Here is a 22155-nt window from a genome sequence, read left to right as displayed (position 1 = left end):
AGGCTGAGGCATCGTCAGCCAGGCAGCACTTGCGGATTCAGAATGTTGCTGGGCTGGCCCTGAACAAAATTCAGAATATTGTCAAAAGCAGCACCAAAGTACAGCTCATAGCTGTCTTGCTCGACATAGCCAATGTGGGGTGTGCAAATACAGTTCTCCATGCGCAGCAAGGCGTGCCCTTGCAAAATGGGCTCGCTCTCGAACACATCTACAGCTGCCAGTCCTGGCCTGCCCAGCTGTAAGGCCGTGACCAGGGCATCTGGTGCGATCAGCTCCGCACGTGCCGTATTGACGAGCAGGGCAGTGGGCTTCATCAGTGCCAGATCCTCGGGCTGCACAGTGTGCTGTGTCTCGGGGTGCAGCCGCAGGTGCAGGCTCAGCACATCGCTTTCGGCAAACAAGGCGGCCTTGCTCGCTGCAGCGCGAAAGCCATCGTTTTCAGCTTGCTGGCGCGAGGTTTCACTGCCCCACACCATGACATTCATGCCGAAAGCACGTCCATAACCTGCTACCAGGCGGCCAATGCGGCCATAACCCCATATGCCCAGCGTGCGGCCATGCAGGACCGTGCCCAGCGAGAAGTTAGCTGGCATGGATGCGGCCTTAAGGCCTGACTGTTGCCAGGCGCCATGCTTGAGGTTGGAGATGTACTGCGGCAGGCGACGCATGGCGGCCATGATCAGGGCCCAGGTCAGCTCAGCAGGCGCTGTCGGCGAACCCACGCCTTCAGCCACGGCAATGCCGTACTCAGTACATGCCTGCACATCCAGGTGCGGCCCTGCCTTGCCAACCTGCGCAATGAGTTTCAGGCGTGGCAGCTTTTGAAGCAGCTGGCGTGTAATCTGGGTGCGTTCCCGTATAAGCACGATGACATCTGCATCTCGCAAGCGCACTGCCAGCTGCCCAACGCCTTTGACTGAATTGGTAAAGACCTTGGTGTTAAAACCATCAAGCCGCGCAGCACACTGCAGCTTGCGCACTGCATCTTGGTAGTCGTCAAGAATGACAATGTTTTGGATGGTGTGGTGTTCGGAAATCACGGGTTGAGCGAGATACGTCTTGGCTGACCTGCGCAGGAAGAACAATTGCGCTGAAACGGGTGACAGCACCCTAACATGACAGGTCACTTTTGCAGAAAGCCTTCAGCCAGGTGCTGTAGTTATTGCACAAACATGGCAGCTTCTGGCCAAGCATGCCTTACCTCTGTCTGTAGCAGACGCTATTGTGATGGAAGGTCTTGCGTGAGCACGGAGCAGGCGTAAGTAACGGTACGCAGTGCAAGAGTTCTCTCCCAAGGCTTGTCAGATGTTGATGCTGCTGATAAACATAAAAATAGCTTCCAGCGCTTACACAGCAAGCGTTGGAAGCTATGATTTTTGGAGTTTCTCAATCAGCTGAGCAGCAGGGCATCATCCGCCAGCTTTTCGCCACGCACTTTTTCAAACATGTGCAACAAGTCCGTGACATCCATTTGGGCGCGCTCTTTACCCGACACATCCAGCACCACCTGCCCTTGATGCAGCATGACAGTGCGCTCGCCCACATCCAGCGCTTGACGCATGGAGTGGGTCACCATCATGGTGGTCAGCTTACTTTCGGCCACGATGCGTTCGGTCAGCTGCAGTACAAAGTCGGCTGTACGGGGGTCCAGCGCTGCCGTGTGCTCATCCAGCAGCAAAATGCGCGAGGGCTGCAGGGCAGCCATGAGCAGGCTGACTGCCTGGCGCTGACCACCTGACAGCAGCCCTATGCGGTCGGTCAGGCGATTTTCCAGACCCAGTCCGAGGATCGCCAGACGCTCGCGGTACAGCTCACGGTGCTCCTTTTTAACGGCCAGTGATAGCCCGCGGGACACCCCTCGGCGATGGGCCAGTGCCATGTTTTCTTCAATGCTCAGATCTTCACAAGTACCTGCCATGGGGTCTTGAAACACACGCGCCACACGGTGTGCTCGGTCCCAGACAGGCTTGTGCGTCATGTCTTCACCCGCGATGGAAATGCTGCCCTTGTCGACAGCCTGGTCACCGGAGATGGTGTTCAGAAAGGTGGATTTACCCGCACCGTTGGAGCCGATGACGGTTACAAACTGACCGTCAGGAATGTCCAGCGACAGACCGCGCAGGGCGCGCGTCTCAATCGGAGTGCCGGGGTTGAAAGTAAGTTCGAGGTTTTTGGCGCTCAACATGATTCTTTTTCCCTTTGCACCCATTAAGACTTGCGGCGAAGCTTGCGCTTGAGTTGTGGAATCACCAGTGCGATGGTCACCAGTACGGCAGTGACCAGGTTCAGGTCCTGCGCTTTCAGGCCGATGAATTCACTGTTGAGCGCTGCGGCGATAAAGAAGCGATAAACGATAGCGCCAATGACTACGGCCAGTGTGGCCCAGACGATTTTGCGCGACGGCAAAATGGACTCACCCACAATCACGGCAGCCAGACCAATCACGATGGTGCCAATGCCCATGGAGATGTCGGAGCCGCCCTGTGTCTGCACAAACATGGCGCCGGCCAGGCCTACCAGGGCATTGGAGATGGCCATGCCCAGCAGCACCATGCCCCCAGTATTGACCCCTTGTGCGCGGGCCATGCGTGCGTTAGAGCCTGTGGCGCGAATGGCAAGGCCGCGTTCGGTGGCAAAGAACCAGTCCAGCAGCAGCTTGGCTGCGATGACGATCAGCAGGAGCAGCAATGGGCGGAAGATGTAGTCGTCCACGCCCTCGGGTTGCAGCATGTTGAAGATCGTAGGGTCATTGATGAGGGGGACGTTCGGGCCGCCCATGATGCGCAGATTCACGGAGTACAGCGCAATCATCATCAGGATCGAAGCCAGCAGATCCATGATCTTGAGCTTGACGTTCAGCCAGCCCGTGATGGTGCCTGCAATAGCGCCTGCGGCAGTCGCTGCCAGTGTTGCCAGCCAGGGGTTAATGCCGGCAGCAATCAGCACTGCGCAGACAGCGCCGCCCAGGGGGAAGCTGCCATCTACGGTCAGATCCGGGAAGCGCAGCAAACGGAAGGAGATGTAAACACCCAGTGCCACCAGGGCGAAGATCAGGCCAATTTCTATGGCGCCGAACAGTGAGAACAGGGACATGAACGGGCAATCGGAAAGCGAATAAGAAAAAAGGCAGGGCCAGTGATTTGGCGCCTGCCTTGCTTGGCGCAGTGAATTACTTCACTACTTCGGCAGCACTCTTGATCAGTGCTTCAGACAGTTCGATTCCCTGTTTCTGTGCCGCAGCAGGATTGACGAACAGTTCCAGCTTGGTGCTGACCTCGGGCTTGATGCTGCCCGGTGCCTCACCCTTCAGAATACGGGCCACCACACGGCCTGTTTGCTCGCCCAGATCGCGGTAATTGATGCCATAGGCTGCTACAGCACCGCGCTTGACGGAGTCAGTGTCTGATGCAACCAGCGGAATCTTTGCGTCCTGGCCGACCTTGACCAGCGCTTCATAGGCAGAGACCACGTTGTTATCGGTAGAGGTGTAGATCACATCGACCTTGCCGACCAGGCTACGAGCTGCGCTACTCACGTCCACGGAGCGAGGGGCTGCTGCTTCCACCAGCGTCATACCCATGGTGGGCAGGAGTTTCTGCAACTCCTTGACGACTACGACGGAGTTGGCTTCACCAGGGTTGTAGACCATGCCCACGCGCTTGGCATCAGGTACTACCTGTTTGACCAGATCCATCTGCTTGTCCAGTGCCAGCAGGTCAGATACACCAGTGACGTTGGTGCCGGAAGCTTCCCAGCTGGGCACCAGCTTGGCGGCGACTGGATCGGTCACGGCGGAGAACACCACAGGCACTGTCTTGGTGGCTGCCACTACAGCTTGTGCAGAAGGCGTGGCAATGGCAACGATGGCATCAGGCTTGTCACCGACAAATTTGCGCGCGATCTGCGCTGCGGTTCCGGTGTTGCCCTGAGCGCTCTGGTATTGCCATTTCAGATTCTTGCCACTTTCATAACCTGCTTCCTTCAGGGCAGCTTGTACGCCATCACGGACAGCATCCAGGGCAGGGTGTTCGACGATGGCCGTTACCGCCACAGACTTTTCCTGCGCGACGGCAGTACCTGTCAGGGATGCAATCGCTAGGACTACGACGGCACCCACAGGTGCCCAAGACTTGATGTTCATTCTTGATATCTCCACCGCTGTTATCCAGCCAAGATGGCTGTTTACTTCACCAAGCAAAGTCTGGGCCAATGACCAGACAAGCCAAACAAGTCTAAGTCAGTCTGTCAGGGCTCTGTACATGGCAAGCCTTGTTTTGTGACAGATTGCCTACGTTGTACAGACTATGTGCATGGCATACAAAAATGTGTAATGCATTTTGCAGACAGCGAAGGGAGCATGCAAGAAAAACTTGTGCTGAACAAGTTTTTTGCAGTTTATGAGCTAGCACTCAGGCTTTGTCGGGATCGAGGTGAAGCCGCAAGAGCGTCCGCCATGGAGTGCCTGTGCGCTGTATGGGACAGCCCAGGCTGGGCATCGAAGATTTTTCATCCATAAACAGGGTGGGATTTGCGATTCGGAATCGTCTTAGTCCGAAAAAGGGGTCCATTTCATAACATTCGTCTGTGCCCAACAAATTGAGTCAAAAAAGCGAATCAGGCTAAGACGAAATTTAGAAGGCGTTTCTAACCTTTAACCATGAATATGGAGCAAAAAATGAACCGTAAAGTAATTCGCATAGGAATGGCCGTCGTTTTGTTGGGTCTGGTTTCCCCCTTCGCCATGGCAAGCACTATTACCTTTGATGGTGAAGTGACCGACCAAACTTGCACTTTCTCAGTAGCCGGTAATACCGACCCTATCGTTTTGCTGCCCAGCGTTGCACAAAGCGATCTGGCAGGTGGCGTTGGCAACACTGCCGGTGAAACCAAGTTCACCATCGAAGTGACAGGCTGCACACCTTCGCAAACCGCAGAAAGCTTTAAGACCGTTTTCTCGGCAGTGGGCCCTGTAACTACCAACGGCAACCTGGATAACACCAGCGCTAACGGTGCAACCGGCGTGTCTCTGCAGCTGTTTGATGACGCAGCCAACCAGGCAATGCCTCTGTCTAACGGCCCTGCCGAAGCCAGCCCATTTACGCTGGAAGCCAACAGCAGCAGCACCTCGGCGACTTACACCGTGCGCTACTACTCTGAATCGACTGCACCTACCGTTGGTCCTGTTTCCGGCGCAGTGATGTATGCAGTGCGCTACGAATAAGCTCGTAAAAGTTATCGTCTTTCGATAAGAGGCGAAAAGTACCACAGCCGGACCTCAGGTTCGGCTGCATAATTTTTTTCATTTTAGGGGGTGTGAAATGTCAGTATTAGCTTTAAACCACTGTGCACGCGGCTTGTCATATGCTTGTTTCAAGATGTACAGGCTGCTGTCTCTGCTGCTACTCCCTTTGCTGTTGCTATTTTTAGTGCTCCCTGCTCAGGCCAGTCTTGTGATCAAGGGGACGCGTGTGATCTATAACGCGGATAGCAAAGGTGCTACCGTAGAAATCTCTAATACCGACGATTTTCCCAATATTATGCAGGCCTGGATTGACACAGATCCGGAGAACAAAAGTCCAGAAAATGCAAAAGCTCCGTTTATTATTACTCCTGCGGTTGCAAGATTAGACCCTAAGTCCAGTCAGACACTGCGCATTATTTATACCGGCGATGAACTGCCTAAAGATCGGGAAAGCGTTTTTTATCTGAATGTTCTGCAGATTCCTGCTCAAAACAGTGCGAATGCATCGGCGAATCAGTTGCAGTTTATGCTGCTTAGTCAGATCAAGCTTTTCTATCGGCCATCCATCTCAAATAGCAGTGCTATTGATACAAAGAATAAACTCAGCTTTTCTGTGAAATCACCCGAAGGGACTGATTGGTCGATTGAAGCCAAAAATGCAGGGGCCTATTATGCATCCCTTAGCAACGCGCAGCTGATTGCTGGCGGCAAGGAAATTCCACTACAAGCAGAAATGCTGGCTCCTTACAGTGAGCAGGTATGGCATCCTGTGAAATCTTCTCCACTTCCTGCAGGCAAGTTGATGCTGAAAACATGGCTGATCAACGATTATGGTGGGCGTGAAGAAGTAACTTATGAAATTGCCCGTTAGCATAATGATGAAAAATAAAACAGTATTTTTTCTGGTGCCGCTTTGTTTTTGGATTGGTTCTGCGTATGCACAAGAAGAATATTTTTTTGATGACTCCTTGCTGAAGGGATGGGGGCTTCGTCAAGATCAAATCGCGCGCTACACCCAAAGCGGGCATTTTGAGCCTGGAACCTATGAAGTAGAAGTCTTTGTCAATGGGAAGCATCGCTCCCGCATTCCTGTTCAATTTTTGGACAACCCAAAGACTGGACGTCTGGAGCCATGTTTTACACCTGAGCAACTGGTCAAGACGCTGAAAAGCAAGTGGGAAGATGAATCCGCTCAAGAGGGTGCTACGCAATGTCTATTGCTGGAACAAGCACTACCAGGTGCCAGCTATGACGCTCAGCTTAACAAGCTTCAGCTGCACTTGAGCATTCCCATGGCATTGCTGTTAACAGAAAGGCTTGATCACGTTGATCCATCCGAATGGGATCCTAGAGAGACAGCTTTTTTTGCTAACTATGATCTGAACTGGTATCAGTCCAAGTACCGCAATGGTTTTGATGGAAGCTCAGACTATGGATTTGCCGGTCTTAACTCTGGCTTCAATATCGGTCTCTGGCGCTTCAGACATCAATCCACCTATAGTTATTCACAATTTGGCGGGCGCTCTAACAACAGATGGAATAATTTGAGGACCTATGTGCAGCGTTCTATTCCGAGCCTGCGCAGTGAACTGACGGTTGGTGAAAGCTTCACGACAGGGCAACTTTTTGGCGGCATGAGCTACCGAGGGGTGAACATTAAGTCAGATCAGCGGATGTTGCCACCCAGTCAGCAATACTACGCTCCAGAAGTGCGATGAACAGCAACTACGACTGCACGGGTGCTTATTCGGCAGCGTGGTCAGATTATTCGTGAACTTACCGTTCCGCCTGGCCCTTTTATTGTTGATGATCTGCAAAGTACTTCATACAGCGGTGACTTGGACGTTGAAATTATTGAAGCAGACGGCAATGTGACACGTTACACCGTGCCCTTCGCGGCCGTCCCGCAGTCTATCCGGCCAGGCCTGTCTCAGTACAGCCTCACACTGGCGCAAGCTTCTCAATATGATGAACCATGGTTTGCTGAAGCAACGTATCAGCGCGGCTTGACCAATAACTTGACGGTCAATCTCGGCAGCAGATTGGCCAAAGACTATGTGTCATTGCTGGCTGGAGGCGTGGTCGCTGGGCGCATGGGGGCTCTGGGTGTGAATTTCACATCCTCCCACGCACGTGTGGAAAATGGAACCCGCAAGAATGGCTGGCGACTGGGTGCTGACTACAGTCAGACATTTGATGGGTCCAATACGACGCTGACGCTGGCCGGTTACCGTTACTCTTCGGCTGGTTATCGTGAGCTAAGCGATGTTCTGGGCATTCGTTACGCTGAAGGTCGTTATGGGAGCTGGAATTCTTATAGTTATCAGCAACGTGCTCAATATTCGCTCATGCTGAACCAGAACCTGGGGCGGTACGGATCGCTGTATTTTTCAGGATCAACCAGTGATTATTATCAGGGGAAGCAGAAAAATACGCAATTCCAGCTGGGTTATACCAATAGCTGGAAGAGTATGAGCTATACGCTTTCATGGTCTTATCACAAGAATGCTTATTACCAGTCTTATTATGAGTTTGCAGGAGCGCCTCAGATTTCCAATGTGCAAAAAGGCAATGTCATCTCTTTGACGGTATCTTTCCCATTGGGTTTTAGTCCGCGTGCGCCATCTTTGACCAGTACTTACACCTCGAGCTCAGGTGAAAACAGAGGCAATACGCTGCAGACTGGAATTACAGGTGCTTTTGGTGAAAACAATGCATATAGCTATGCAATTTCCACTAGCAAGGATAGTGAGCTGGATGGCCTGAACTGGAGTGGTAACCTGCAACGTCAAGGCCCGTATGCATCCATGACACTGGGCTATGGCCAAGCGCAGGACTACCGTCAGTACAACGTCGGGATACGTGGTGGCCTGGTGCTGCACAAAGGGGGGCTGACACTGGGCCCATCGCTGGGTGACACATTTGCGCTGGTGCATGCTGCTGGCGCTGAAGGCGCGCAGATTCACAATGGCCAGATCACCCGCATTAACAGCCGTGGTTATGCCGTCGTTCCTGCATTAAGCCCTTACCGCTATAACACCATTCGAATTGATCCTCAGGATCTTCCTGCATCTACAGAGTTGCTCGAAACTGAAAAACGTGTCGTGCCTTATGCGGGTGCGATTGTGACCATGTCTTTTGCAACCCGGTTTGGACAGGCGCTTCTGATCGAGGCAACTCAGGAATCTGGTCAACCCATCCCCATGGGGGCAGCAGTATCCGCAGCAGACGATCCAGAAATTGGTGTGGTTGGACAAGGCGGTCAAATTTATGCACGTGTTTCTGAAAAAGCGGCAATCTGACAGTGCGCTGGGGTTCTTCGGATGAAGATAGCTGCGTGCTTTCATATGACATCTCTGATGCAGACTGGAATCAGGATCTGGTGCGCCGCAAGGATATTTGCCGACGTGCAGATGCCAAAGTGCAGTAATTCTGACTCATCAATTATTGAACGCATTAAAAGTAAAAAATATGAGAATCACAAAATCATTTTTATGGCCTGTGCTCGCTTTGGTGCTTTGTAGCGCGGCACCTCATGCTTTTGCAAGATGCTACAAGGTCATTGGTACTCAAGATAATCCAGGGGTCACTTCCGGCTATATCAAGCCAAGTGAAGGCGTCGCAGCAAGTTGGGCAGGTGCATGTGACACTTGTAATGGAAATTTGGGAATTCCATCGGTGATTAACTTGAGCAGTGGAGATTTTATTCCGCCCGGAACAATGCTAGCCAGCAGTGTGGCTCCATTTGTTCAATATGGAACGACTGGTGGTTATGACCCAGAGAGGGTTTTTTTTCGCTGTGCACCGGAAGATCCTGTTTATGAAATGTATTCGACGAATGGTGATAACTATTACAGTGGTCACCCAACGCGGGATAAGACAGGGCTGGCACTTGGCCTTGAAGCTGCCTATGAGACAGCATGGGACAATATTCTGCTCAGGCTCACTAATGTGACAACGGGTGAGTATTTTACGGACATCTGGAAAGAAAGACTTTTAACGGATCTTGATACTGATAGTCATGGCTACCGCTTGGTAAAGGCTAAAAATCTATCAACAGTGCGTGCAGAAGTCTATAGTTGGTGGAAATCAAAGTCATTATTATGCAAACACAAGATTAAGCCAGATCTATGCCTATACGCAGCCAAGTGCGTACATTGCGATAAAAGGACCAGGCCTGGCCGCTCCTACAACCGGCAATTCACACGTGAATGACTTTAACGGATGGGCTGGCAACTGGCCAGGTGCGATTGGCATGTACAGGAATGTTACGCTCAAGCGTTATCCAACGTGTGTGGTGCTCAATGCCACTCCTTATGTCTTTCTTCCGTCAGTGAGTCGTAACGACATAGAAAATGGTACGGCGACCAGTGAGGTGCCATTTCAGATCAGCTTTAAATGCCAGAACGCCATGGTCTCTGGAACGGGTAATAATCAAACTGCTTTAGGTATTCTTGCTTCGCCGGGGGCATATGCTGCGGCCCAAAAACTGGGACTGGTTAATGCACAATCAGGTATTTCGCATCTGGTTTCAGACAACTACGGCAGTTCTGGCTATGCGGAAGGGGTAGGGATAAGAATTCTGAGAGACAACAACCCTATCAACCTGCTTTCCAGTGAAAACTCCGCACTTGGAGGAGCCAATGCCAACCAAATGGGCTGGTATCCCATAATTGGAAACAATACGGTGCTGACCGGAAATCGCAATGGCGTTGATTTCTATACTGAAAACTTTCGGGCCAGACTGGAAAAATTACCCCAGGCTGCTGCTGTGACACCAGGACGTGTCCGAGCGACAGCTACGGTCGTTATTCGTGTTCAATAGCAGTTTTCACATGAAAAAAAGCAGCTTTATCTCTTTGCTTTCTCTGGCTTGCATGGCGCTGATGTCTACGGCATTTGCCGGAGTAACGGCAGAGCGCACCAGAGTCATCTTCCCTCAGGACAAGAGAGAAGTATCTTTAATGCTCGCCAACCTGAACACGTACCCAGTTATCACTCAGGTCTGGGTCAATGACGGACAACCAGGAAATACGCCTGAATCTGCCAAGGCACCGGTCATGCCTCTGCCACCTGTTTTCCATATGGACCCGCAGCAGACGCAGACATTGCGCCTGCTGCAGCTCGGTGACAAATTGCCCAGTGACCGCGAGTCGCTGTACTGGCTGAACATTCATGAGGTTCCGCCTACGCAGCAGGGGCCTGAAGGAGAGGACAGCACGCAAGTGACAGTCACCATGCAAACCCAGATGAAGCTGATATTGCGGCCCCCAAAGTTACCCCTGTCTCTGGAACGCACGGCTGCATCTCTGCAATTTCGCATGGATGGCGATCGCATCACTGTCACGAATGAAGGGCCGCACTATATCTCGCTGGCTTATCTGCAGATTGATGCAGGTCTGGCGCCCCTTGATCTTGAAGACGGCACCTTGGCACCTTTTTCGACCAATGAACTTCGCTTGCCTCAACCAGGTTCAGGAGCACAACCTGTACGTGTACGTTATGGCTGGATAGATGACGATGGTGTTGTGCACGATGCATCACGGACGCTGGAGAGCTCAGAGCAAGCACGCTGAAAACTTCGCTTCCAGATGCGTCAGAAAGCTTGACGCCTGACATACGAAGAAAGCCTGCAATGCAGGCTTTCTTTTTGTGAGCTGGGATTGAATTTACATGCCCGAGTAGTTGGGGCCGCCGCCGCCTTCAGGGGTCACCCAGACGATGTTCTGTGTGGGATCCTTGATATCACAAGTCTTGCAGTGCACGCAGTTCTGCGCATTGATCTGCAGACGCTTACCGCCCTGTACTTCATCATCCACAAATTCGTACACGCCAGCAGGGCAGTAGCGCTGCTCAGGGCCAGCGTATTTAGCCAGGTTGACATTCACAGGCACGGACGCATCCTTGAGTGTCAGGTGTGCAGGCTGGTCTTCGCTGTGGTTCGTATTGCTGATGAACACGCTGGACAGGCGATCGAAGGTGATCTTGCCGTCAGGCTTGGGATATTCAATGGGCTGGCACTCTGCAGCAGGCTTCAGATATGCGTGATCTGGCTTATCGCGGTGCAGCGTCCATGGGATATTGCCCTTGAGCAGAAACTGCTCAATGCCATTCATGATGGTGGCAGTAGACAGCCCCTTCTTGAACCAGGTCTTGAAGTTGCGAGCCTTCCACAGCTCGTCGTACAGCCAGCTTTGTTCGAATGAGGTTTCGTAGGCTGTCAGCACGTCGCTCTGACGGCCTGCAACGATGGCGTCATAGGCAGCTTCCGCAGCCAGCATGCCGGTCTTGATGGCGGCGTGGCTGCCCTTGATGCGGGAGGCATTCAGGAAACCTGCATCACAGCCCACCAGTGCGCCACCGGGGAACACAAACTTGGGCAGGCTCAGGATGCCGCCAGCGGTGATGGCACGTGCACCATAGGAAATGCGCTTGGCAGGCTTGATGCCCTGAGATTCATCTCCTTCGAGGTAGTAGCGAATGTTGGGGTGGGTCTTCCAACGCTGCATTTCCTCAAAGGGAGACAGATAGGGGTTGGCGTAATCCAGGCCCGTCACAAAGCCCAGCGTGACCAGATTGTCTTCGAGGTGGTAGAGGAAACCGCCGCCATAGGTCTTGCTGTCCATGGGCCAGCCACCGGTGTGGATCACCATGCCGGGCTTATGGCGGGCAGGGTCAATCTCCCACAGTTCCTTGATACCGATGCCGTAGGCCTGAGGGTCCTTGCCATCGTCAAGCTTGTACTTGGCAATCAGCTGCTTGCCCAGATGGCCGCGTGCGCCTTCGGCAAAGATGGTGTACTTGCCGTGCAACTCCATGCCCAGCTGGAAGTCACCTGTGGGCTCACCATCCTTGCCCACGCCCATGTTGCCGGTAGCAATGCCTTTGACGGAGCCATCTTCGTTGTACAGCACTTCAGCGGCTGCAAAGCCCGGGAAGATTTCTACGCCCAGTGCCTCGGCCTGTTCCGCCAGCCACTTGGTGACAAAGCCCAGACGTACGATGTAGTTGCCTTCGTTGTGGAAACACTGTGGCAGCAACCAGTTCGGGGTGCGCATAGAGCCTTTTTCGCTCAGGAACACCATGGCGTCTTCTGTCACAGGCTGGTTCAGCGGCGCGCCTTTTTCCTTCCAGTCAGGAATCAGCTCGGTCAGTGCGCGAGGATCCATGATGGCGCCAGACAGCGTATGCGCTCCGGGCTCACCGCCTTTTTCCAGTACGACCACCGAGACGTCCTGACCCTTTTCCGCAGCCTGCTGCTTCAGGCGAATGGCTGTGGCCAGGCCGCCGGGGCCACCACCGACGATTACGACGTCGTATTCCATGGCCTCTCGAGGGCCGTATTGCGCCAAGATTTCTTCGTTTGTCATCGGGGATGTCTCTCTGGGGAATATAAAAATCGAAATGAGGTGCTCACGCGCGTCAAATTGCGGCTGATTCTATGCGGGCTTGTATCAACTCCCAAAGAAAACTGGGGTGGCATGCTCTGATTGGGCGAGCAATGCATGTTTTTAGAGACATTGTTGACAAGGCGACAATGCATCAGCATTGCTTGAATCCAGCTATTAAAGTCTCGCATGGCACGGTGCTTTGGCTTCCTTGTAACTCAGCAAGTGCTCTTGCTGGAGCAGGCGGCGATCAGCTGCATCGTTTTTTGCGAGGAGCAAGACAAGGGCTTATGGCCTCTTTGACGCTGATCCCTCTCCCCACTGCTGCAAAGCGCGGCGCAAGCTGGCGACCAGCTCCTGATGCCATGCCACAGGCTGCAAGATGCGCACATGGGGCAGCCAGTAGCGCACCACGGGCAGCAGCTGGTACATATGGTTCACATGGGTGCTGACCAGCAGGGAGCCATCACGGTCCTGTCGCTGCTGCTGGTGAGGCAGCAGCGCACGCCGCAGAAAGTAGTGCGCAACTTCCGGAGCAATACGCAGCAGCACTTCTGTGGTGTCTTCAGTGAACCATACATCCTCTTTGCCATTGATGTATTCCGTGTGTTCACGCTTGGGGGCAAATTGCTGCGTTCTGTCCAGTTGCAACGCCTGGATCAGTGAGATGCTGAAGTTCTTCAGCCGACCGTCCTCTTCGGCAGCCAGATACCAGACACCATTTTGATGAATCAGCTTGTAGGGGTAGACCAGGCGTGCCTTGCTCTTGTAAGCAAAGTGGCAAGGGTGCTTGTGCGTGATCGCAGCCTGCAGTAATGCAAACTCTTGCGCGTAAGCTTGCATGTCCTCATGAGAGACAGGGTGTACCTGTGTCGTTCGCTGTGGCTCGGGCGTGTGCAGCTGTTCCAGCAGATAGGGCAGGCTCCCATCCGGGAAAAGATGCTCTGTGCCTGACAGCCGTGCGTAGGCATAGAGGTGCTTGGCCGGAATATTGCTGCGCACCGCATGCTTGATCTGCCACTGACCATTGGTTGCGCGTTCGATGATGCCCCCCAGACGTTCACTGAGGTCTCGTTCAATCGTGCGCACGTCAACCTGAAACTCTTGGGCAAGCGCGTGTTTGTTAATGGCTTCGCCCTGGTGCAGGCGGGCCAGAATCTGCGACAGACGCTGCGCCAGCTTTTCACCTTTGGACTCAGCGCCTGTCGTATTGAAAAAAGACATGAAAAAACGCCAGGAATCAGAAAATGTAACTATACGTTTTTTTATGTGGGCGTTTGAGCCAACCCGACTGGTGACTTGCTTGGATGCTGCTGGCGGCTGGGGCCATCAGGCAGCGGCATCTTGCAGATTTCTTAAACCCTGAATCAGTCCAAGCATCTGCTGCTGTATTTGCTCAAGACCATGGAGTAAGGCCAGGAAGCCTGTCGTGATGTGCTGCAGTTTGGCTTGCTTGATGCTGGGCACACTCGCTGGCTCCGGATCAGTTGTTTGCCATGTGATGGCAGTACACGACGGCAGCATTTGTATTGCCCGCTGCACCAGCGGGGATGCATTCAGCATGGTCACGCGTTGCAGGATGTCGTTCCTGAATTGCTCGATGCGCCAGATGGCCAGGTGGCCATACACCTCCAGAAACTGCATTTCCAGCGGGTCTTGCAGCTGCAGCGCCTGTATTTGCGAACCAAAGTGGGCGAGTGCCTCGGTGATGTGGAGGCGCAGATCTTGATGTGTACGGCACTCGCGCGCATACAGGGCCTTCAGTTGTGCGATGAGGATGGGTACGACAGTCTCACACATAGTCATGGCGTTGAAACAGAACACACCAGACTGTAGAAACTGCAGGCGACAGGCTGTGTCGCCTTACTCTTGCCTCATTCTTTGTAGGCCTGCACTTTTTCGGCCTGCAGCAAATAGCCGCTCACGCCCATCTCGGAATGCTTGCGGTTCAGACCTAGCCTGCCGCTGACCCACACGGCACTCATGCTCTCAAAACCACGTACCGGCTTGCTGGTCGTGACGTGGATGATCTGGTTGGCAGGCGGTGGCGGCGAATGGATGCAGGCTCCGAAATAAGGCACAAGCAAAAATTCCGACATCCCTTGCCTGTCGCCTTCCAGAGGTACGACATAGCCGGGAATCCGAATGTTTTTGCCTTCCAGCGCTGCCACGGTGGGGGCTTCGTCCCAGACCTTGCGCATTTGCTCGTAGAGCTTGGCTACGCGCGGATCCGTATCAGGCAAATTGGCCAGATCCTGGAGATTGCTGAAGGACTGCATGGGGTCCCAGTCAGCAGGGACCAGTGCTTCCCAGTCCAGCTTTTCGAACGACGCGGCATGCAGCCATGAGGCATTCATGCCCATCAGGGCAGCCGTGGAGCACTGAAACCATCGGCGGCGGGTCAGCAAAGAAGCAGAAGCAGGCATAGGAATCAGACTTTGGGGGACAGGCCATCTGCCAGAGAAAGCCGGTAGGCACGCAAGCCAGGCAGCAGGCTGGCCAGCCATCCTGTCAGTACCAGCCCAGCGAGCAGCAGCATCTGCATGGAGTTCAGCTGACTCCATTGCAGGCGGAGGCCAAAACTCGATTGCAACCAGGGTGCGAATGCCCAGCCGCAGAGGGTGAATGTCAGCAGCCCCAGGGCGCAGCCCAGCACGGTCAGCAACAGGCCTTCGAGTGTCAGCAGTATCAGAATATGGCGCAAGCTGGCGCCAACGGCACGCAGCACGGCCAGCTCCCTGCGGCGTTCATTGAGGCCAGCCAGAATGACCGACATCAGTCCGGCCATGCTGACCAGCGCAACGACACCTGACATCAGCAGCAGAGCCTGTTCGCCCATACCCACAATGCCCCAGAGCTCATCCAGCGCCACACCGGGCAGGATAGACATCAGCGGCTCTGCGGCAAACTGGTTGACCTGACGCTGCACGGAAAACACCGCGGCACGGTTGTGCAAACCTACCAAAGCCGCCGTCACAGACTTGGGCTGCAGGTCGTGCTCACGCGCCGCCTGTGCATTGACCCGCATCTGGGGGAGCGGCGCTCCCGCCACCCAGTCCAAGTGCAGCGCTTCCATCGCCTCCAGACTGATGTGCACGGTACGGTCTACAGGTGTTCCTGTCCGCGCCAGAATGCCGGTGATGGTGAATGGCTTGTCGCTATGGTCGTTGCCCAGTCTGACTTCGCTATTGCCATGCGTCAGAGTGATGCGCTGGCCCAGCTGGTAGCCCAGTCGCTCCGCTACCTCTGCACCAATGACTGCGTCATACAAATCTTCAAAGCGCTGGCCCTGCTGCAGTTGCAGAGACTGCTTATTGCCATAGCGCATGTGGTCGAAGTACGCGGCCGATGTTCCAAGCACGGGAAATCCACGGTGCGAATCTCCCAGAGACAGCGGTACCACCCATGCGACGCCACGCATGGACTGCAGTGCCTGCACACTGCTCCAGCGGATATTGTTAGTAGGGCTGCCTACCCGAAAGACAGCGTACAGCAGCAGCTGTACCGAACCAGTGCGTGCACCCACAATCAGGTCGGTGCCTGAAACCGCCGAGCTGAAGCTGCTGCGCAAGTCTGTGCGCATGCGCTCTACACCCATCAGCATGAAGGTGGAGAGGGCGATGGAGCAGATGGTCAGCAGCAGGGTCGAGCGGCGGTTCCAGGCGCTCAGGGCGGCCAGCTGCATCAGATAGCGAAGCTTCATGCCACCCCCTCGCTGCTGCGCTGTGCTCGGTTCAGTGTGGGTAGTGAGATCTGGCGCGAAAAGCGGCTGGCCATGCGTGGGTCATGGCTGACCATGACGAGGGCCGAACCCGCCTGTGTACATGCCTGCAGCAATACATCCAGAAAAGCATTGCGCCGCTCTTCATCCAGTGCAGAGGTTGGCTCATCGGCAATCACCAGGTCCGGGGTGCCAATCAGGGCTCGGGCAGCCGCCACACGCTGCTGCTGACCAACGGAAAGCTGGTGTGCGGGCTTGTTCCACAGGCTGCTGTCCAGATCCATGTTGCTAAGCCAGGTCTGGGCCGCAGCGTCTACCGAACCTGCCTGCTGCAGGGCAGCCCGCAGGCGCTGCTGTGAAAAGCGGCAAGGCAGTATGGCGTTGTCCAGCGCAGACAGATAGGGCAGCAGGTTGAACTGCTGGAAGATATAGCCTACGTGGTCTACGCGCCACTGGTCTCGTGCCGTAGCGCGCAACTGGTTCCAGGGCGTACCCAGCAGTGCAACATGCCCGGACTGTGGCAGCAGCACCCCTGCCAGCAATGACAGCAAAGTGCTTTTGCCACAGCCACTGGGTCCGTGCAGAAATACGGTGTCGCCACGATCCACGCTCAGTGCAGAAATATCTATGCAGTCTTGTGTTGCACCAGGCCAGGCAAACCGCAGCTGGTCAACTTGGAGTACAGCTTCAGCCATGTGGACCTTCATCGAACCAGACGAAGCCGTGTCTCGCCGCCGTGCAGCTGGCGCTTGAACTGCCCCTGCGGTGCAGCCACTTGCACCGCTACCTGCTCCAGGCGTGGAAACGCACGGAACAGCTGCTGTACATCCAGAAATTGCGCCTTATGGGCATGCGCACAGGAGAAAACCACATACACATCCATGTCCGCATGTTCGTCATGCGCGTGGTCGTGCGCATGGTCTGCATGGTGGTGATCATGCGTGTGATCAGACAGGATGGGGGATTCCACATCCACGCTGTCCAGCGCGCATTGCGCTGCAGGGTCAAGCTGTATCAGCTGCTGCGCTGACTGCAGCGTAGCGAGCAGCTGTTCAAGCTGTTGCTGCTCTGCTTCTGTGCGTGGAGCACGTTCAAAACCCAGAAAAGTGTCCAGTGGGCTGGAAAGTGTGACGGTGATAGCCCGGGCATCTACTGCCACATCCATGTGCATGCGGCCATGCGTATGTGCATGCTGCTGGGCAAGGCTTTCTGAAGGGGAGAGTAACAAGACAGCCAGCATGGCGCTGGCGGGGATGGCAGCTTTCAGATTTCCCAACATAGGCAGTCCGGTTGCAAGTTCCTCGTGGCGCAGGCTGCTTGCTGTTCAGTGCTATACAGAAAGTGAACCGGCCAGCACCATGTTGTGGAGCATAGTGCTGGCCGTGGAGTGCACCTCAGTGTACACAAGGTGCGGGCTGCTGCTGCCGTTCAGCGACTGGCGCCAGACGGCATCTGAAAGACATTAAAAGTCCCAGTCTTCGTCCTCAGTAGCCACTGCCTTGCCAATCACATAGGAAGAGCCCGAGCCAGAGAAGAAGTCATGGTTCTCGTTCGCGCTGGGGCTCAGCGCCGCCATGATGGCGGGGTTCACCTGGCACATGTCCTCGGGGAACATGGGCTCAAAGCCCATATTGCTCAGCGCCTTGTTGGCGTTGTAGTGCATGAAGCGCTTGACGTCTTCGGTCAGGCCCACGGGGTCATACAGCTCGGCGGCGTAGTGGCATTCCAGGTCGTACAGGTCGTACAACATGGCGTAGGCCTCGCCCTTGATGGCTTCCTGCTGGTCTGCAGGCAGCTTGGCAAAGGCCTGCTGGAACTTGTAGCCAATGTAGTAGCCGTGCACCGCCTCGTCACGGATGATCAGCCGAATCAGGTCGGCCGTGTTGGTCAGCTTGCCGCGGCTGCTCCAGTACAGGGGCAGGTAAAAGCCGCTGTAGAACAGGAAGCTTTCCAGACACACCGAGGCAATCTTCTTCTTGAAGGGGTTCTCTTCGGCCTTGTACTCTTCGAGGATCAGCAATGCCTTCTTCTGCAGCCAGGGGTTCTCTTCCGACCAGCGGAAAGCTTCGTCGATTTCCGTGGTTGAGCACAGTGTCGAGAAAATCGACGAATAGCTGCGCGCATGCACCGCTTCCATGAAGGTGAAGTTCGACAGCACGGATTCTTCGTGCGGTGTCACTGCGTCCTGCATCAGCGAAGGTGCGCCCACCTGGTTTTGCACGGTGTCCAGCAGCGTCAGGCCGGTGAACACGCGGATCGTCAGCTGCTGCTCGTTGGGGCGCAGCGTGGCCCACGAGGGGATGTCGTTAGACAGTGGCACCTTCTCAGGCAGCCAGAAGTTGGCCGTGACGCGGTTCCAGATCTCCAGATCCTTGTCGTCTTCAATACGGTTCCAGTTGATGGCTTGGGTCAGCTTGGTCATGACTAATCTTTCTTACAGAGTGCAGGACACGCAGGTCGCATTGACTTCCGTGCCTTCCAGCGCCAGCTGACGCAGGCGGATGTAGTAGATGGTCTTGATGCCCTTCTTCCAGGCATAGATCTGGGCCTTGTTGATGTCGCGCGTGGTGACGGTGTCGGGGAAGAACAGCGTCAGCGACAGGCCCTGGTCCACGTGCTCGGTGGCTGCGGCGTACACGTCGATGATGGCGTTGGGGCCGATCTCATACGCATCGCGGTAATACTCCACGTTGTCGTTCGACAGGAAAGGCGCGGGGTAGTACACGCGGCCAATCTTGCCTTCCTTGCGAATTTCAATGCGCGAGGCGATAGGGTGGATCGACGAGGTGGAGTTGTTGATGTAGCTGATCGAACCTGTGGGCGGAATCGCCTGCAGATTGCGGTTGTACAGGCCGTGCGCCATCACGTCCTTTTTCAGCTGTTCCCAGTCTGCACGGGTAGGCAGCTGCACGCCGGTCTTGGCAAACAGGGCTTTCACCGTTTCAGAGGTGGGCAGCCAGTCGCGGGACACGTACTTGTCAAAGTACTCGCCCGTGGCGTACTTGCTGTCTTCAAAGCCTACAAAGCGCTTTTGCTTTTCCTGGGCCAGCAGGCAGGAGGCACGCAGGCAGTGGAAAGCCACGGCAGCAAAGTAGACACTCGTGAATTCCACCGCCTCAGGGCTGTCGTAGTGAATGCGTTCACGTGCCAGATAGCCGTGCAGGTTCATCTGGCCCAGGCCAATGGCGTGGCTGTCCTCATTGCCCTGGCGCACCGAAGGCACGGAGTTGATGGAGCTCATCTCCGACACGGCAGTCAGCGCTCGGATGGCGGTTTCCACGGCCGCGCCCAGATTGCCGCCGTCCATGGTCGTGGCAATGTTCAGCGAACCCAGGTTGCACGAAATATCGTTGCCAATGTGCTCGTAGTTCAGGTCTTCGCCCAGCACGGACGGTGTATTGACCTGCAGAATCTCCGAGCACAGGTTGGACATGTTGATGCGGCCCGCAATCGGGTTGGCGCGGTTGGCCGTGTCCTCGAACAGAATGTAAGGGTAGCCCGACTCAAACTGGATCTCGGCAATGGTCTGGAAGAACTCACGTGCCTTGATCTTGGTTTTCTTGATGCGGGGGTCGTCCACCATCTCCTTGTAGTGTTCGGTCACGGAGATGTCGGCAAAAGGCTTGCCGTAGACGCGCTCGACGTCATAGGGCGAGAACAGGTACATGTCCTCGTTCTTCTTGGCCAGCTCGAACGTAATGTCCGGAATCACCACGCCCAGCGACAGCGTCTTGATGCGGATCTTCTCGTCCGCGTTTTCACGCTTGGTGTCCAGGAATCGCATGATGTCAGGGTGGTGTGCGTTCAGATACACCGCACCTGCGCCCTGGCGTGCGCCCAACTGGTTGGCATAGGAGAAGCCGTCTTCCAGCAGCTTCATCACGGGAATCACGCCCGAAGACTGGTTCTGGATGCCCTTGATGGGCGCGCCTTGCTCGCGCAGATTGCTCAGCAGCAGGGCCACGCCGCCACCGCGCTTGGACAGCTGCAGGGCAGAGTTGATGCCGCGGCCAATGCTCTCCATGTTGTCTTCCAGACGCAGCAGGAAGCACGACACCAGCTCGCCACGCTGTTTCTTGCCAGCGTTCAGGAAGGTAGGCGTTGCAGGCTGAAAGCGCCCGGCAATGATCTCTTCCATCATGCGCATGGCCAGCTTTTCATCGCCACGGGCCAGCGACAGTGCCGTCATGACGACACGGTCTTCAAAGCGCTCCAGATAGCGCTTGCCGTCACGGGTCTTCAGGGTGTAGGCCGTGTAGTACTTGTAGGCACCCAGGAAGGTAGGGAAGCGGAACTTCTTGGCAAACGCGGCCTTGAAGATCTGTTCAATAAATTCCGGCGAGTACGCATCCAGCACTTCGCCTTCGTAATAGTTTTCAGTGCGCAGATAGTCCAGCTTTTCCTGCAGGCTGTGAAAGAACACCGTGTTCTGGTTCACATGCTGCAGGAAGTACTGGCGCGCGGCCATGCGGTCGGCATCAAACTGGATCTTGCCCTCAGCATCAGGCAAGTTCAGCATGGCATTCAGGGCGTGATAGTCCAGTTCAGTTGGGGTATGCAAGGTCATGGCGATGCTTGGAAAGCAGAAAATTCAAAGTGTTCAGAAAAATGCTGGTCAATGGCCTGCAGGCGCTGCCAGTCTCTGGCCGTGCCGCTCATCTCGATGCGCAGCAGCAGGGGCACGCCACATTTGCGTGCCACAACTTCTGATGCCTGCGCAAACAGGGCCCCAAAGTTGCGGTCGCCACAGCCAACGACTGCGCGCAGCCACTGGCGGCGCTGCGGGTCATTCAGAAAGCGAATCACAGGCTTGGGCACGGCACCTTTGCCGGTGCTGTCGCCAAACGAGGGGGTGACCAGCACGAACGGACCATCTACCGCTGGCATGGGCGCGTCTACCTCCTGCGGAATGCGCAGTGCGGGCAAACCGGCCTGGCGCAACAGCTTCTCGGTATTGCCAGAGCGGGAGGAGTAGTACACCCAGCGGGTCATGGCTCAGGCGATAGCGCCCAAGGCAGCCAGACGGTCGGGGCGAAAGCCGCTCCAGTGCTCATCACCCGTGAACACCACGGGCACCTGGCGGTAGCCCCAGGCTTGCACTTGTGCGGCCGCTTCCGGGGTTTGCGAGACGTCGATGACCTCATAGGCCACGCCCTGGCGATCCAGAGTGCGTGCAGTCATCGAGCACTGGGGGCAATTGGGTTTGGAGTAAAGCGTAATCATGAAGCCGACAAGTCCAGCAAACACAGGCAGGACGTCGGGCTTGCACATCACAAAAGAAAAGTGAGCACGCAAGCCATGCAGGCATGCGCGACAACCACAAAATCTTCAAAAACATATGCATACCACCCAGGCGTCCCCGCCTGTACGGTTGAGGAAATACATGGAGGAACCAGGTCGTTCCATGTGGTTAGTTGGCCGGTATCCAGACTGGTGGGCCTGGGCAGCACGCCTTCCCAAAGGCTTTCAGGCTTCAGTGGCTGTGTGTGCTACCTTGCACCGCGGTTTGACGCAGCGCGCCTCACTTACTGTTGCGGGGGCAGTTCAGGTTGGCACTGTGAAAAAGTGCGCCCTGATTCCCGTTTAACCTTGCTCAAGCACTCGAGCAAGTGCACCAACGGGCTCAATTCTACGGCCGTTAACCGAGCGAAATATTGCGCTGCATGCCGTGCTTGAATGGCAAAAAAATGCTAGGCACTGAGCACCCCGGAGGGTGGCCTTGTGATCTGAGGATGTGCCGCCCAAGAAATCAAAGACTTAGGCCTTCGACCTTGTCGCATGCCGGCATGCAGGTAGTGCGGCTA

At 55.1% G+C, this 22155-nt stretch carries 21 protein-coding genes, 1 pseudogene and 1 riboswitch; of the genes and pseudogenes, 7 read left to right on the top strand and 15 right to left on the bottom strand.

The window, feature by feature from the left end; genetic code table 11:
* Positions 1 to 14: 14 nt before the first annotated feature.
* From B5M06_RS13975 to B5M06_RS13960, 4 genes are all read right to left on the bottom strand, one after another.
* Positions 15 to 1019, bottom strand: coding sequence for a D-2-hydroxyacid dehydrogenase family protein (locus tag B5M06_RS13975; protein WP_054067134.1), 1005 nt, complete (start codon positions 1017 to 1019; stop codon positions 15 to 17).
* Between the two features lie 371 nt (positions 1020 to 1390).
* On the bottom strand, positions 1391 to 2185 hold the full coding sequence (locus B5M06_RS13970) for an ABC transporter ATP-binding protein (protein WP_054067135.1): 795 nt from the start codon (positions 2183 to 2185) through the stop codon (positions 1391 to 1393).
* 23 nt (positions 2186 to 2208) lie between these two features.
* The gene (locus B5M06_RS13965) at positions 2209 to 3093 is read right to left on the bottom strand and encodes an ABC transporter permease (protein WP_054067128.1); all 885 of its coding nucleotides are present in this window, start codon (positions 3091 to 3093) and stop codon (positions 2209 to 2211) included.
* Between the two features lie 76 nt (positions 3094 to 3169).
* A complete protein-coding gene (locus B5M06_RS13960) occupies positions 3170 to 4141 on the bottom strand; it encodes an ABC transporter substrate-binding protein (protein WP_054067129.1) in 972 nt (323 codons plus the stop codon).
* A gap of 534 nt (positions 4142 to 4675) precedes the next feature.
* Between B5M06_RS13960 and B5M06_RS13955 the strand changes: the two genes are divergently transcribed.
* The 7 genes and pseudogenes from B5M06_RS13955 (at position 4676) to B5M06_RS13930 (ending at position 10818) form a co-directional block, all read left to right on the top strand.
* On the top strand, positions 4676 to 5221 hold the full coding sequence (locus B5M06_RS13955) for a fimbrial protein (RefSeq protein WP_205245585.1): 546 nt from the start codon (positions 4676 to 4678) through the stop codon (positions 5219 to 5221).
* A gap of 97 nt (positions 5222 to 5318) precedes the next feature.
* The gene (locus tag B5M06_RS13950) at positions 5319 to 6113 is read left to right on the top strand and encodes a fimbrial biogenesis chaperone (RefSeq protein WP_077345095.1); all 795 of its coding nucleotides are present in this window, start codon (positions 5319 to 5321) and stop codon (positions 6111 to 6113) included.
* A pseudogene (locus tag B5M06_RS17515) lies at positions 6097 to 8370 on the top strand (fimbria/pilus outer membrane usher protein); the annotation flags it as partial. The gene B5M06_RS13950 and the pseudogene B5M06_RS17515, both read left to right, overlap by 17 nt.
* A gap of 3 nt (positions 8371 to 8373) precedes the next feature.
* Positions 8374 to 8544 (top strand): FimD/PapC C-terminal domain-containing protein, encoded by a 171-nt coding sequence (locus B5M06_RS17670; RefSeq protein WP_275886670.1) that lies wholly within the window; start codon positions 8374 to 8376, stop codon positions 8542 to 8544.
* Positions 8545 to 8689: 145 nt separating this feature from the next.
* On the top strand, positions 8690 to 9457 hold the full coding sequence (locus tag B5M06_RS17255) for a fimbrial protein (protein ID WP_205245370.1): 768 nt from the start codon (positions 8690 to 8692) through the stop codon (positions 9455 to 9457).
* Positions 9450 to 10067 (top strand): fimbrial protein, encoded by a 618-nt coding sequence (locus B5M06_RS17250; protein ID WP_205245369.1) that lies wholly within the window; start codon positions 9450 to 9452, stop codon positions 10065 to 10067. Before B5M06_RS17255 ends, B5M06_RS17250 begins: the two co-directional genes overlap by 8 nt.
* Before the next feature lie 10 nt (positions 10068 to 10077).
* Positions 10078 to 10818, top strand: coding sequence for a fimbrial biogenesis chaperone (locus B5M06_RS13930; protein WP_080025265.1), 741 nt, complete (start codon positions 10078 to 10080; stop codon positions 10816 to 10818).
* 93 nt (positions 10819 to 10911) lie between these two features.
* Here the strand turns inward: B5M06_RS13930 and B5M06_RS13925 are convergent, their stop codons facing one another.
* The 11 genes from B5M06_RS13925 to nrdH form a co-directional block, all read right to left on the bottom strand.
* Positions 10912 to 12612, bottom strand: coding sequence for an electron transfer flavoprotein-ubiquinone oxidoreductase (locus tag B5M06_RS13925; protein WP_054066601.1), 1701 nt, complete (start codon positions 12610 to 12612; stop codon positions 10912 to 10914).
* 306 nt (positions 12613 to 12918) lie between these two features.
* The gene (locus B5M06_RS13920; RefSeq protein ID WP_054066600.1) at positions 12919 to 13854 is read right to left on the bottom strand and encodes a helix-turn-helix transcriptional regulator; all 936 of its coding nucleotides are present in this window, start codon (positions 13852 to 13854) and stop codon (positions 12919 to 12921) included.
* 105 nt (positions 13855 to 13959) lie between these two features.
* Complete coding sequence (locus B5M06_RS13915) at positions 13960 to 14274, bottom strand: hypothetical protein (protein ID WP_162781736.1); 315 nt, start codon at positions 14272 to 14274, stop codon at positions 13960 to 13962.
* Positions 14275 to 14504: 230 nt separating this feature from the next.
* Positions 14505 to 15056, bottom strand: coding sequence for a DUF3299 domain-containing protein (locus B5M06_RS13910; protein WP_054066598.1), 552 nt, complete (start codon positions 15054 to 15056; stop codon positions 14505 to 14507).
* 5 nt (positions 15057 to 15061) lie between these two features.
* Positions 15062 to 16333 carry an ABC transporter permease gene (locus B5M06_RS13905; protein ID WP_054066597.1) on the bottom strand — a complete coding sequence of 424 codons (1272 nt, stop codon included), beginning with the start codon at positions 16331 to 16333 and terminating at the stop codon, positions 15062 to 15064.
* Positions 16330 to 17046: an ATP-binding cassette domain-containing protein gene (locus tag B5M06_RS13900; protein WP_054066609.1), complete on the bottom strand. Its 717-nt coding sequence runs from the start codon at positions 17044 to 17046 to the stop codon at positions 16330 to 16332. The genes B5M06_RS13905 and B5M06_RS13900 overlap by 4 nt, the downstream gene beginning before the upstream one ends.
* 8 nt (positions 17047 to 17054) lie before the next feature.
* A complete protein-coding gene (locus B5M06_RS13895; protein WP_240183938.1) occupies positions 17055 to 17630 on the bottom strand; it encodes a ZrgA family zinc uptake protein in 576 nt (191 codons plus the stop codon).
* Positions 17631 to 17813: 183 nt separating this feature from the next.
* Entirely contained in the window at positions 17814 to 18773 is a 960-nt protein-coding gene (gene nrdF / locus B5M06_RS13890) for a class 1b ribonucleoside-diphosphate reductase subunit beta (protein WP_054066596.1), read from the bottom strand.
* A 12-nt stretch (positions 18774 to 18785) separates the two neighbouring features.
* Positions 18786 to 20918 carry a class 1b ribonucleoside-diphosphate reductase subunit alpha gene (gene nrdE / locus B5M06_RS13885; RefSeq protein WP_054066595.1) on the bottom strand — a complete coding sequence of 711 codons (2133 nt, stop codon included), beginning with the start codon at positions 20916 to 20918 and terminating at the stop codon, positions 18786 to 18788.
* The gene (nrdI, locus tag B5M06_RS13880; RefSeq protein ID WP_054066594.1) at positions 20915 to 21343 is read right to left on the bottom strand and encodes a class Ib ribonucleoside-diphosphate reductase assembly flavoprotein NrdI; all 429 of its coding nucleotides are present in this window, start codon (positions 21341 to 21343) and stop codon (positions 20915 to 20917) included. Before nrdI ends, nrdE begins: the two co-directional genes overlap by 4 nt.
* A 3-nt stretch (positions 21344 to 21346) precedes the next feature.
* A complete protein-coding gene (gene nrdH / locus B5M06_RS13875; RefSeq protein WP_054066607.1) occupies positions 21347 to 21574 on the bottom strand; it encodes a glutaredoxin-like protein NrdH in 228 nt (75 codons plus the stop codon).
* A 176-nt stretch (positions 21575 to 21750) separates the two neighbouring features.
* Positions 21751 to 21985, bottom strand: a riboswitch (cobalamin riboswitch).
* Positions 21986 to 22155 lie beyond the last annotated feature (170 nt).

The sequence above is a fragment of the Comamonas kerstersii genome, from assembly GCF_002056725.1.
GTDB classification, from domain to species: domain Bacteria; phylum Pseudomonadota; class Gammaproteobacteria; order Burkholderiales; family Burkholderiaceae_C; genus Comamonas; species Comamonas kerstersii.
This window is presented reverse-complemented; position numbering and strand designations above follow the sequence as displayed.

Coding starts and splice junctions, on each gene's coding strand:
- B5M06_RS13930 (WP_080025265.1), top strand. CDS start 10,078: ATGAAAAAAAGCAGCTTTATCTCTTTGCTTTCTCTGGCTTGCATGGCG.
- B5M06_RS17670 (WP_275886670.1), top strand. CDS start 8,374: ATGTCTTTTGCAACCCGGTTTGGACAGGCGCTTCTGATCGAGGCAACT.
- nrdH (WP_054066607.1), bottom strand. CDS start 21,574: ATGATTACGCTTTACTCCAAACCCAATTGCCCCCAGTGCTCGATGACT.
- nrdE (WP_054066595.1), bottom strand. CDS start 20,918: ATGACCTTGCATACCCCAACTGAACTGGACTATCACGCCCTGAATGCC.
- B5M06_RS13920 (WP_054066600.1), bottom strand. CDS start 13,854: ATGTCTTTTTTCAATACGACAGGCGCTGAGTCCAAAGGTGAAAAGCTG.
- B5M06_RS13925 (WP_054066601.1), bottom strand. CDS start 12,612: ATGACAAACGAAGAAATCTTGGCGCAATACGGCCCTCGAGAGGCCATG.
- B5M06_RS13970 (WP_054067135.1), bottom strand. CDS start 2,185: ATGTTGAGCGCCAAAAACCTCGAACTTACTTTCAACCCCGGCACTCCG.
- B5M06_RS13955 (WP_205245585.1), top strand. CDS start 4,676: ATGAACCGTAAAGTAATTCGCATAGGAATGGCCGTCGTTTTGTTGGGT.
- B5M06_RS13915 (WP_162781736.1), bottom strand. CDS start 14,274: ATGCAGTTTCTGGAGGTGTATGGCCACCTGGCCATCTGGCGCATCGAG.
- B5M06_RS13960 (WP_054067129.1), bottom strand. CDS start 4,141: ATGAACATCAAGTCTTGGGCACCTGTGGGTGCCGTCGTAGTCCTAGCG.
- B5M06_RS13950 (WP_077345095.1), top strand. CDS start 5,319: ATGTCAGTATTAGCTTTAAACCACTGTGCACGCGGCTTGTCATATGCT.
- nrdF (WP_054066596.1), bottom strand. CDS start 18,773: ATGACCAAGCTGACCCAAGCCATCAACTGGAACCGTATTGAAGACGAC.
- B5M06_RS13895 (WP_240183938.1), bottom strand. CDS start 17,630: ATGTTGGGAAATCTGAAAGCTGCCATCCCCGCCAGCGCCATGCTGGCT.
- nrdI (WP_054066594.1), bottom strand. CDS start 21,343: ATGACCCGCTGGGTGTACTACTCCTCCCGCTCTGGCAATACCGAGAAG.
- B5M06_RS13905 (WP_054066597.1), bottom strand. CDS start 16,333: ATGAAGCTTCGCTATCTGATGCAGCTGGCCGCCCTGAGCGCCTGGAAC.
- B5M06_RS13910 (WP_054066598.1), bottom strand. CDS start 15,056: ATGCCTGCTTCTGCTTCTTTGCTGACCCGCCGCCGATGGTTTCAGTGC.
- B5M06_RS13965 (WP_054067128.1), bottom strand. CDS start 3,093: ATGTCCCTGTTCTCACTGTTCGGCGCCATAGAAATTGGCCTGATCTTC.
- B5M06_RS13900 (WP_054066609.1), bottom strand. CDS start 17,046: ATGGCTGAAGCTGTACTCCAAGTTGACCAGCTGCGGTTTGCCTGGCCT.